Source organism: Intestinibacter sp., from assembly GCF_022780145.1.
Lineage (GTDB): Bacteria > Bacillota > Clostridia > Peptostreptococcales > Peptostreptococcaceae > Intestinibacter.
This window is the reverse complement of the sequence record NZ_JALEXO010000014.1, coordinates 1-11,404: the sequence shown is the minus strand read 5'-3', so window position 1 is coordinate 11,404 and position 11,404 is coordinate 1. Positions and strand designations below refer to the sequence as shown.

General features: G+C 31.1%; 10 protein-coding genes and 1 pseudogene. All 11 read left to right on the top strand.

The window, feature by feature from the left end:
* Positions 1-288, top strand: a 288-nt coding sequence (locus MR593_RS00550; RefSeq protein ID WP_290685756.1) for a riboflavin kinase, incomplete at its 5' end; no start/stop codon positions are given.
* A gap of 108 nt (positions 289-396) precedes the next feature.
* On the top strand, positions 397-651 hold the full coding sequence (gene rpsO / locus MR593_RS00545) for a 30S ribosomal protein S15 (protein WP_290685753.1): 255 nt from the start codon (positions 397-399) through the stop codon (positions 649-651).
* Between the two features lie 145 nt (positions 652-796).
* A complete protein-coding gene (locus tag MR593_RS00540; RefSeq protein WP_290685750.1) occupies positions 797-1,639 on the top strand; it encodes a DegV family protein in 843 nt (280 codons plus the stop codon).
* A gap of 112 nt (positions 1,640-1,751) precedes the next feature.
* Positions 1,752-3,857, top strand: coding sequence for a polyribonucleotide nucleotidyltransferase (gene pnp, locus MR593_RS00535; protein WP_290685748.1), 2,106 nt, complete (start codon positions 1,752-1,754; stop codon positions 3,855-3,857).
* 138 nt (positions 3,858-3,995) lie between these two features.
* Positions 3,996-4,745 (top strand): polysaccharide deacetylase family protein, encoded by a 750-nt coding sequence (locus tag MR593_RS00530; RefSeq protein WP_290685746.1) that lies wholly within the window; start codon positions 3,996-3,998, stop codon positions 4,743-4,745.
* 84 nt (positions 4,746-4,829) lie between these two features.
* Complete coding sequence (locus tag MR593_RS00525) at positions 4,830-6,071, top strand: M16 family metallopeptidase (RefSeq protein ID WP_290685743.1); 1,242 nt, start codon at positions 4,830-4,832, stop codon at positions 6,069-6,071.
* Positions 6,072-6,122: 51 nt separating this feature from the next.
* Complete coding sequence (locus MR593_RS00520; RefSeq protein WP_290685741.1) at positions 6,123-6,368, top strand: YlmC/YmxH family sporulation protein; 246 nt, start codon at positions 6,123-6,125, stop codon at positions 6,366-6,368.
* A gap of 9 nt (positions 6,369-6,377) precedes the next feature.
* The gene (gene dapG, locus MR593_RS00515; RefSeq protein ID WP_290685738.1) at positions 6,378-7,589 is read left to right on the top strand and encodes an aspartate kinase; all 1,212 of its coding nucleotides are present in this window, start codon (positions 6,378-6,380) and stop codon (positions 7,587-7,589) included.
* Positions 7,590-7,756: 167 nt separating this feature from the next.
* The gene (locus tag MR593_RS00510; RefSeq protein WP_331474696.1) at positions 7,757-8,578 is read left to right on the top strand and encodes an ATP-dependent Clp protease proteolytic subunit; all 822 of its coding nucleotides are present in this window, start codon (positions 7,757-7,759) and stop codon (positions 8,576-8,578) included.
* 147 nt (positions 8,579-8,725) lie between these two features.
* Entirely contained in the window at positions 8,726-11,179 is a 2,454-nt protein-coding gene (locus MR593_RS00505; RefSeq protein ID WP_290685736.1) for an FtsK/SpoIIIE family DNA translocase, read from the top strand.
* Positions 11,180-11,198: 19 nt separating this feature from the next.
* Positions 11,199-11,404 (top strand): annotated as a pseudogene (locus MR593_RS13545) (30S ribosomal protein S12 methylthiotransferase RimO); the annotation flags it as partial.

Sequence of the window (11,404 nt, the reverse complement as noted above, 5' to 3'; positions counted from 1 at the left end):
TTAATCCTTCCTAGACCTGGTATATATGCTACAAAGGTTTACATTAAAGATAAAGTTTATATGGGAGCTACAAATATAGGCTTTAATCCAACTGTAAGAGTTGAAAAATTATCAATTGAGACTAATATTTTACAGTTTAATCAAGATATTTATGGTGAAACTATAAAGCTTGAATTTTTGGAAAGAATAAGAGATGAAAAGAAATTTAATTCTCTAGATGAATTAAAAGAACAATTAAAAAAAGATACAAAAAAAATATATGAAAAGTATATTTGCAAAAGTAATTAAGTTATGATAGAATAGACAAGGAAGTTAACCATTACCCGGCATCTGAATACTCCAATCGATGCTTAGTAAATGGCGCTTGTAAATAAATAAATGGAGGTACATCAAAGGATGAACAAACAAGAAATAATCAAAGAATTTGGAAGAAAAGAAGGAGATACTGGTTCTCCAGAAGTACAAATAGCTTTATTAACAGCTAGAATAAACGAACTTAACGAACATTTAAGAGTTCACAAAAAAGACCACCATTCAAGAAGAGGACTATTAAAAATGGTTGGTAGAAGAAGAAACTTATTAGCTTACCTAAAAGAAAAAGACCTAGAAGGTTACAGAGCTTTAATAGCTAAATTAGGATTAAGAAAATAGTCTTATTACTTTTGATTAAAAAGCAGGTATACATAAATACTTGCTTTTTTTGTATTTAAGATGGCGAGAATGGATATTATAAATATATAATTATAAATATTAGAAATAGGATACTATAAAATTTTTAAACAAGGGGGCTTCGGTCATGAAAATAAAACTAATTTACGACAGTATGTGTGATATTCCAGATGAGATAAGCAATAAAGATTTTGCAGAAATGATACCCTTGACAATAAATATAGATGGTAAAGAATACAAGGATGGAGTAGATTTTACAAAAGAAGAGTTTTACGATATTTTAAAAAATAGCGAGAATCTACCCAAAACATCACAAATTACGTATGTTGATTTTAAGGAAGTATTTGAAAAATATACCAAAGAAGGATATGACATTATATGTATAACAGGTTCCTCTAAAGCATCAGGAACATTCCAAAGTGCTAATTTAGCTAAAAATGATGTAGATGGAAATATATACATATTCGATAGTTTATTTTTATCATTGGGAAGTGGACAATACGTTATAAAGGCGATTGATTTAATCGAAGAAGGTAAGCTATCAGCCAAACAAATAGTAGATGAACTAGAAAAATTGAGAGATAGTGTCAATTTATTATTTGTACCTTTTACACTTGAATACTTAAAACAAAGTGGAAGACTACCAAGTGTGGTTTCTTTTGTGGGAAACATGCTTAGCATTAAGCCTATATGCGCTATGGAAAATGGAAAAAATAAAATAGTATCTAAAGTCAGAGGTACAAAGCAGATAGCTTCTAAGCTTGTAGATATGATTTTAGAGTTAAATGGTGGGAATCTAGAGGACAAGATTTTGACTATTGGATATGGTTCAAATGAAGCAGACTTTAAAAAGCTACAAGAGGAAGTATCAAAGAAAATAAAGGCTAAAAAAATATATATAACAAGAGGAGGATCTTGTATTTGTTCTCATACAGGACCTGAAATTTTAGCGATAAGCTCTTCTTATTAAATACAAATAACTACATAATAGCAGTAAGCCTTATTGTTTATTTATAATATTTTTGATAATATATTAAAGAGAATGAAAAAAGGGTTTAATATAATAGGAGGTAAAAGCATTAATGTTTGAACATAAGATTTTTACAATGGAATTAGCGGGCAGAGAGTTGTCTGTGGAGATAGGAAAAATAGCACAATTAGCAAGCGGTAGTGCTATACTTAAATACGGGGAAACTATGGTTATGGTAAACGTATCTAAGTCTGCTGAACCAAGAGAAGGAGTAGACTTTTTCCCACTAAGTGTTGATTACGAAGAAAAACTATATTCAGTAGGTAAAATCCCAGGCGGATTCTTAAAAAGAGAAGGGAAACCATCTGAAAAAGCTATACTTACATCAAGACTTATTGATAGACCGATAAGACCATTATTCCCAAAAGGATTTAGAAATGACGTACAAGTAGTAGCTACTGTATTATCAGTAGACCACGACTGTACACCAGATATAGTTGCTATGATAGGATCATCAGTTGCTCTATCAATATCTGAAATACCATTTAACGGTCCAACTGGATCTGTTTCTATGGGACTTGTAGACGGAGCATTAGTAGTAAATCCTACAGCTGAACAAAGAGAAAAGAGTTCATTACATCTTACTGTTTCAGGGACAAAAGATGCAGTAATGATGGTTGAAGCGGGAGCAGAAGAAATACCAGAATCATTAATGCTTGAAGCAATACTTACAGCTCACGAAGAGATCAAAAAAATAGTTGAATTTATAGAAGGTATAGTAGCTGAAGTAGGCAAAGAAAAAATGGAATTTGTAGAACCAGAACCAGATGAAGAAATAGAAGCTAAAGTTCGTGAAATGGCTACAGAAAAAATGAAACAAGCTGTAAGAGTAATAGAAAAATTAGAAAGACAAGAAGCTATGGACGCCGTTAAAAATGAAATACTAGAAAGCTTCGATGAAGAAACTTTAGAAGAATTTGAAGGCGATATAGTAGCAGTTTTAGATAAAATAATAAAAGAACAAGTTAGAAAGATGATAGTACACGAAGGTAGAAGACCTGATGCTAGAAAGCTAGACGAAATAAGACCTATATGGTGTGATTGCGGATTTGTACCTAGAGCACATGGTTCAGGATTATTTACAAGAGGTCAAACTCAAGTAATGACAATAACAACTCTAGGAGCATTAGGCGATGTTCAAATACTTGACGGATTAGACGAAGAAGAAAACAAGAGATATATGCATCACTACAACTTCCCAGCTTACTCTGTAGGTGAAGCTAGACCATCTAGAGGACCAGGAAGAAGAGAAATAGGTCACGGTGCATTAGCAGAAAGAGCACTACTTCCAGTTATACCATCTAAAGAAGAATTCCCATATGCAATAAGACTTGTATCAGAAGTTTTAAGTTCAAATGGTTCAACTTCTCAAGGTAGTGTTTGTGGATCTACTTTATCACTTTTAGATGCAGGGGTACCTATAAAAGATATGGTAGCAGGTATCGCTATGGGTCTAATAGAACAAGATGGAGAAATAGCTATACTTTCAGATATACAAGGTATGGAAGATCATCTAGGTGATATGGACTTTAAAGTAGCAGGTACAGAACACGGTATAACAGCTATCCAAATGGATATAAAAATAGCTGGTATAGATGAAGATATACTAAGAAGAGCACTTGCACAAGCTAGATTAGGTAGATTACACATATTAAACGAAATGAGAAAAACAATAGATGCTCCAAGACCACAATTATCTAAATACGCACCTAAGATAGTGACTATGCAAATAAATCCAGACAAAATCAGAGACGTCATAGGAGCTGGTGGAAAAGTAATAACTAAGATAATCGATGAAACAGGAGTTAAAATAGATATAGAACAAACTGGTGAAGTATTCATATCAGGTACAGATTCTGAAATGATAGAATTAGCACAAAAGAAAATATCAGATATAGTTGCAGAAGTAGAAGTAGGACAAGTATATAAAGGTAAAGTAACTAGAATACTAAACTTCGGTGCTTTTGTAGAATTGCTTCCAGGAAAAGAAGGTCTACTTCATATATCTCATATAGCTCATGAAAGAGTAAACAAAGTAGAAGATGTACTAAAGATAGGCGATGAAGTAGAAGTTAAGGTCACTGAAATAGACGAAAAAGGAAGAGTTAATGTATCTAGAAAGGCATTACTTCCTAAACCAAAGAGAGATCATAAATAAAAATAAATTATAGACAATAAAAATCTTTCCCATTTTATTAGGGCAAAGATTTTTTTGTTTTTTGAAAATATGAATAAAAAACTTCTTTCTTAAATAATATGTAATATAGGATTGTACATAAACGAGGAGGAAGCTTGTATGATAATGATGGTTATAAATAAAAATAAATTAAAAAAAATAATTATCTTTATATTAGTTGTTTTATTTATAATAGGTGGAATTTTATATACTATAAAAAATAGAGTCTTAGATACTATGGATATATTAGATCTAGCGGGAAATAACCAACCATATACAATGGGGACTGATGAAAACAGTGGCTACGTTGCAATTACTTGCAACGTAGATTTAGGTTGGGAGGATGAATATATCCAAAAAATTTTAGAAACTCTAGACAAGGAAAATGTAAAAATAACGTTCGCAGTTACAGGTAAATGGGCTGAAAAAAATCAAGAGCAATTATTACAAATGCAGGATAAAGGTCATGAAATTGCAAATCATGGATACCAGCATCTAAATTACGATACACTATCATACGAAGAAAATTTAAATCAAATTAAAAAATCAAAGGATATAATCGATTCTATAACTAAGACAAATAGCTGTTTCTTTCAGGCACCATCTGGAGCTTTTGGAAAAGATACTGTAAAAGCTGCAAATGATTTAGGTTATATATGTTATAAATGGGATGTAGATACTATAGACTGGATGGATAAGGACAACCCACAAAATATAATAAATAGAATAAAAAAGAAGGATATAAAAAACGGAAGTATAGTTCTAATGCACCCTACAAAGGCTACAGCTATGTGTCTAGATGACATCATATCTATAATCAGAACTAAGGGATATATCCCAGGAAAATTGAGCGATGTATTTTCAAAATGAGAATTTTTCACTTGTATAAATTAATTGTGTACACTATAATTAATACATATATAATTTTCAATATTTAAACAATTGGAGGACAGTATGTACAAATGTCAGACCTTAAAAAATGGACTTACTATAATTGGAGAAGAAATTCCATATTTAAAATCAATATCATTAGGTATTTGGATAAAAGCAGGTTCAGTTATAGAGACAGAAGAAAATAGTGGAGTATCACATTTTATAGAGCATATGCTATTTAAAGGTACAAAAAATAGATCTGCAAAGGATTTAGCTAGAGAAATAGACAATTTAGGTGGAGTGATAAATGCCTTTACTAGTAAGGAATATACGTGTTTTTATGTGAAGCTACTAGATGAGCATATAAATATAGGGATAGATGTTTTAAGCGATATGATACTTAATTCTTCTTTTGACAAAAAAGACATTGGAAAAGAAAAATTTGTAATTCTAGAAGAGTTAAAAATGTATGAGGATTCTCCAGAAGATTTGGCTTATGATTTATTACTTGAAAATATTTACAAAAATCATAACCTTGGAATGAATATTTTAGGCAATAGAAAAACTCTTAAAAATTTTAAAAGAGAAAATATTTTAGATTACTACAATAAATATTACATTCCAAATAATTCTGTAATATCTATTTGTGGTAATTTTAAATTTGAAGAGATTGTGAACCAAATTGAGGCAAAATTTAAAGCTTGGGAGAAAAAGGAAATACATGCTAGTATTACAAAACCAGAGTTTAATCCATGCTTTATAAAAAAGAACAAGGATACAGAACAGGTAAATTTAGCAATTAATTTAGAAGCTATACCTATGACAAATGACAGTGAAGTTTATGCTTTAGCCGTAGTAAATAATGTATTTGGAGGAAGTATAAGTTCGAGATTATTTCAAAAGATACGTGAAGAAAAGGGGCTAGTTTATTCAATATACTCATCACAGACTCTATATGAAACTTGTGGCGAATTGGGGATATTTGCTAGCACCAGCACTGAAAATATAAAAGAAGTATACGATATGATACTAGAGGAAATAAAGCTTATCAGACAAAATTATATTTCACTAGAAGAAATAAGTGAAAGTAAAGAGCAACTAAAGGGAAGTTACATGCTAGATCTTGAGAGCACTAGCAGTAGGATGATGTCAAATGGAAAAAGTCTACTCATGAGAAATAAAGTCGATGATGAACAAGATATTATAGATTATATCAATCAAGTAGAGTACGAAGATGTAGTAAAAATAATCGAAAAAGTTTTTAATCTAGAAAAATTAGGTGTCTGTATAGTAGGTAAAGATGTAGAAAATATAAATTTATAATATAAGAAGATCTTTATTAGGTATATTTAAATTTATATTGGAGGGATATTTATGTATTTATCTGAAATAGCAGGTAAAGAAATAGTCAACCTAGTTACAGGAGAGAGATTAGGTGTAGTAGGTGAGTGTGATATTATAGTAGATGAGACAGATGGGAGTATTTTAGCTTTATCAATACCTAGAGAGAGAGGTTTTTTAGGTCTTAGAAAAGATAAGGATGTATTAGAAGTGCCTTGGAGAAATGTTAGAAAAATTGGAAATGATATGATAATAATAGAATATGAAGGAATATATTAGGAGGATAATATGGGGGTTTTAGTACAAAAATTTGGTGGTACTTCAGTAGCATCATATGAAAAGATGAAAGAAGTCTGTAAAATAATAGAATCTTATAAGGAAGAATATAAAGATATCGCAGTAGTAGTTTCAGCTATGGGAAGAAAAGGAGCACCATACGCTACAGATACGCTTATAAGCATGTGTACTAATATAAATGACAGACCGACTAAGAGAGAGCTTGATATGATAATGTCATGTGGTGAAATAATATCAGGAACAATACTTGCAACTATGCTTGATTCAATGGGTATACCAGCTACATTTTTAACAGGAGTTCAAGCAGGTATAACAACTACAAAGGCATTTTCAAATGCAAAAATCAAAAAAATAAATCCTAAAAAAATACAAAAAGAATTAGCTGATGGAAAAGTTGTAATAATAGCAGGTTTCCAAGGTGGAACAGAAGATGGTGAAATAACTACTCTAGGTAGAGGTGGTTCTGATACATCTGCAGTTGCTATAGGTAAAGCATTAGGTAGTGATTTAGTTCAAATATACACAGATGTAGACGGTATAATGACAGCTGACCCAAGAATAGAACCAGATGCTAAGGTTTTAAAATATGTAGATTACGATGAAGTATTCCAAATGGCTGAAAAAGGTGCCAAGGTTATACATCCAAGAGCTGTAGAGCTTGCTAAAAATGCAGATATAATACTTCAAATAAAAAATACTTACAATCCAAGTTTTGAAGGAACTAAAATAGGTCCAGCTAACGTGTTTAAGGATGTATACGAAGACAGCTCAAAGGTTAAATTTATGAATGCTGTTGCTCATAAAGACAAGATAGCTCAAGTAAAGGTTATAGCAAATGAAATAGAATTTTCTAAGATATTAAATGAAATGGAAGATAGACATATCAATATGGATATGATAAACTTCTTCACAGAAAAGAAGGCTTTTGCCCTTGATGTAAATAACTTAGAAGAAGTAGAAAATATAATTAAAAAATACGATGTAGAATATGAAATAAAACCAGACTGTGCTAAGGTAACATTAATAGGAAATAAGGTCACTGAAACACCTGGCGTTATAGCAAAAATAATGAGAGCATTAAATGCAGAAAATGTAACACTACTTCAATCTTCTGATTCATACAACTCACTTTCTTGTCTTGTAGATGAAAAAGATATGGTAACAACAGTTCACGTTATACATAATGCTTTTTCTGCTGATTAAAAATAAATATAATTTAAAATACATAAAAAATAGACTTACTTTATATAGGTGGGTCTATTTTTTTTAAATAAAATTCTTTATTTTGGATAAAATATTTTTAGTTATTATATTAGAAATAAATACATTTTAATATATACTAATTAAAATAAATCTTAAGAGGTGACAGCATGAAAAAGCATGAAGATTTTTGCAAGGATTATATAAAATTTTGTGATTGGAAGTTTGAAAATATAGACGATTTAAATTTACTTAATGCAGTGCAAAACGGAGATTCAAATAGTCAAAACAAAAATCCAAATAATAACAACGACGAACAGAGCACAAAAGAAAAACAAGTAGTACAGAATATAAATGAAGTGGGTACACCAAAGGTACCTACAAATGAGAGCAAGGAAATACAATGTATAACTATAATTGGCGAAATTGAAGGTCATTTCATGGGAAACCCTCAAAAAAAAGCCACAAAATACGAACATATTATACCGATGCTCTATTCTGTAGAGGAAGATCCTCAAATAAAGGGAATTTTAGTAATACTAAATACTGTCGGAGGAGATGTAGAGGCAGGACTTGCGATGGCAGAACTCATAAACAGCTTATCTAAAAAAGTAGTAACGCTTGTTTTAGGAGGAAGTCATTCTATAGGGGTTCCGCTTGCTACTGCTGGAGATTATTCATTTATAGCTCCAAGTGCTACTATGATAGTGCATCCGATTAGGACAAATGGACTTGTCATAGGTGTAAATGAAACCTTCCAATACTTTAAAAAGATGCAGGAGAGAATAAATGACTTTATAGTTAGGACTTCTAATATATCTAAAGAGGATTTGACGAAATTAATGCATGCAAAGGACGAATTAGTAAGCGATGTAGGAAGTGTACTAATCGGAAAGGACGCTGTAGAATACGGACTTATAGATGAAGTTGGGGGTCTTAAAGAATCTCTTACAAAACTTAAAGATTTGATAAAGGAATGTGACAATAAATAAACAACATAAATCTTATGTGTTTAAATGCTATAATTTATGATATAATAGTAAAATACAATAAAGTGTTAGTGTTTATGCATTAACACTTTTTGCTGTGAGTATGAGAATTTGCAGCATTTAATATCCTTAAAATAAGAGGTGAGATGAGTGGCAGGTAAGAAAAAACAAAGTAAATTTTCTAAAAAGAAAAAAAGTAATATTGTAATTGGAACAGAGTACAGTAATTTAATAACAATATTTATAGGTATCTTTTTATTATACAGTTTAAATTCAACTTCTATGGGTCTTATAGGAAAGATGACTCAAGAGGTATTTAAAGGATTATTTGGTTCTTTGGCCATGATGATACCTATAGCTATTGTTGTAATAGGTATTTTAGGGTTCTTTGATCACAATGAGTATGTATTTAGATTGAGAAAGAGCAAAATATGTTACATAGCTATAGTATTTATATTTATTTTTTACGGTCTTTTGAATTCAAATCTTATACCAGTTGACAACCCATTGAGACCAGAAATGATAAGCTCAATTATGAAGGTTTCAGTTGAAGAAGGCGGGATAGGTCTTGTTACATCTATAGTTGCCTACTATATAAAGGAGATATTTGGTATAACTGGTGGTTGGTTGATAAGTTTATTTGCTCTATTTTTAAGTATTTTATTTGTATTTAATATATCAATAAAAGACTTAATTTTGAGTATAAAGGATAAATCTATAAAAGCCAAAGATGGAGATGTCGATTTCAAGGATGTACTACAAAATATAAAGAAATCAGCTTTAGATATGGTAACTGATGAAGTAGACGATACTACTATGGACACTACAGCAGTAGAGGAAAAGGAAGGATTTTTCAAAAAGCTTCTAAATAAGAAAAATAAAAATGACGAAGAAGTACCTCAAATTGAAAATAGTGAAAATCAAATAGAGGATTCAAATGAATACGACGATGAAAAGACTATTAAAATAGTAGGTTTTAACCAAGCAGATGACGATGTTTTAGAAATACTTGAAGGTACACAAACTTTAGATGATCTAAAGGAATTAAAAGATCTTATAAACCAAGAAGGTACTGCAAATGAAAAGAAGGAAGTTACTGAGAAGACTTCTAACTACGATAAATCTGTGTTTGACACAAATAAAATCGATTTAGAAAAAACAAACGATGTAAAACAGCTTGATTTTAACCTAGAAGGCGATAGTTATAAAGGACCTTCTATAAATTGTCTTAAAAATTACAATAATAATAAAGCTCTTAAGGAAGAAAATAAACGTGATGCAGTTATAGATTGTCTTAAAAATTTCAATATCAATATAAAAGACTGTAACGTGACATTTGGGCCTACTATAACTAGATACGAGGTATCTCCAGAGGCTGGAACAAAGGTAAGTAAGATAGTAAATTTATCTGATGATTTAGCACTTAGTTTAGCTGCAAGAAGTATAAGAATAGAAGCTCCAGTTCCAGGAAAATCTGTAATAGGCATAGAAGTTCCAAACGATAATCCTCAAGTTGTAGGACTTAGAGAAGTTATAACTAGCGACGAGTTTAAAAATCATCCATCTAGTCTAGCAGTTGGACTTGGAAAGGAAATAACAGGAAAACCGCTTATAGCAGATTTAGCGAAAATGCCTCATCTACTTATAGCAGGTGCTACAGGTTCTGGTAAGAGTGTTTGCGTAAATACAATAATAACATCTCTACTATATAAATCATCACCAAACGATGTTAAGCTTCTTTTAATAGACCCTAAGGTGGTTGAGCTTGCTCATTACAATGGAATACCACACTTACTATCTCCAGTAGTAACAGACCCTAAAAAGGCTTCAAATGCTTTAAATTGGGCAGTAAGTGAAATGAACAAGAGATACAAGTTATTTGCAGAAAATGGAGTCAAAGATATAACGGGCTACAACAAAAAATGCGCTGAAAAAATGTACAAAATCGTCATAATAATAGACGAGTTAGCTGATTTAATGATGGCGTGTGGCAATGAAGTAGAAGATTATATATGTAGACTTGCTCAAATGGCGAGAGCTGCAGGTATGCATTTAATTATAGCTACACAAAGACCATCTGTAGATGTAATAACTGGTATAATCAAGGCGAATATTCCTTCAAGAATAGCATTTGCAGTTTCTTCACAAACAGATTCTAGAACTATTTTAGATATGGGTGGAGCTGAAAAATTACTTGGCAAAGGAGATATGCTTTACTATCCTCTAGGAGCTGCTAAACCAGTTAGAATACAAGGTGCCTTTATATCAGAAGAGGAATCTGAAAAAGTAATAGAAGAAATTAAAAACCAAAAACAAGAAGAAGTAAAATACGAAGAAGAGATAATAGAGACTATATCTAAGGTTGTTCCAGTTAAAGAAAGCGACGAGGATGAATTTTTAGAAGAAGCTATAGAATTTGTCGTATCAAACAACCAAGGCTCAGCATCAATGCTTCAAAGAAAATTCAAAATAGGATTTAATAGAGCTGCTAGACTTATAGACTCTATGGAAGAAAGAGGTATAGTCGGACCAAGTGAGGGAAGTAAGCCTCGTAAGGTTTTAATAACAAAAGAAGAATTAGAAAATTTAAAAAGAGAAAATTAAATAAGGAGTTAATTAATTTATGTTAAAAATAGCATTAGAATCCCTGGGTTGCTCGAAAAACCTAGTGGATGCAGAAATAATGATGGGTATATTAAATGAAAAAGGTTATAGACTGACAGGTGATTTTGAAGAAGCCGATGTGATAATTGTAAATACTTGCGGTTTTATAGAATCAGCTAAGCAGGAATCAATAGACACTATATTAGATTTTGCAGATCTTAAGCA

What these genes read in the sequence shown, in the direction of transcription:
- pnp (WP_290685748.1), top strand. Translation starts at nt 1,752, where the DNA reads ATGTTTGAACATAAGATTTTTACAATGGAATTAGCGGGCAGAGAGTTG.
- MR593_RS00525 (WP_290685743.1), top strand. Translation starts at nt 4,830, where the DNA reads ATGTACAAATGTCAGACCTTAAAAAATGGACTTACTATAATTGGAGAA.
- rpsO (WP_290685753.1), top strand. Translation starts at nt 397, where the DNA reads ATGAACAAACAAGAAATAATCAAAGAATTTGGAAGAAAAGAAGGAGAT.
- MR593_RS00540 (WP_290685750.1), top strand. Translation starts at nt 797, where the DNA reads ATGAAAATAAAACTAATTTACGACAGTATGTGTGATATTCCAGATGAG.
- MR593_RS00530 (WP_290685746.1), top strand. Translation starts at nt 3,996, where the DNA reads ATGATAATGATGGTTATAAATAAAAATAAATTAAAAAAAATAATTATC.
- MR593_RS00510 (WP_331474696.1), top strand. Translation starts at nt 7,757, where the DNA reads ATGAAAAAGCATGAAGATTTTTGCAAGGATTATATAAAATTTTGTGAT.
- MR593_RS00520 (WP_290685741.1), top strand. Translation starts at nt 6,123, where the DNA reads ATGTATTTATCTGAAATAGCAGGTAAAGAAATAGTCAACCTAGTTACA.
- dapG (WP_290685738.1), top strand. Translation starts at nt 6,378, where the DNA reads ATGGGGGTTTTAGTACAAAAATTTGGTGGTACTTCAGTAGCATCATAT.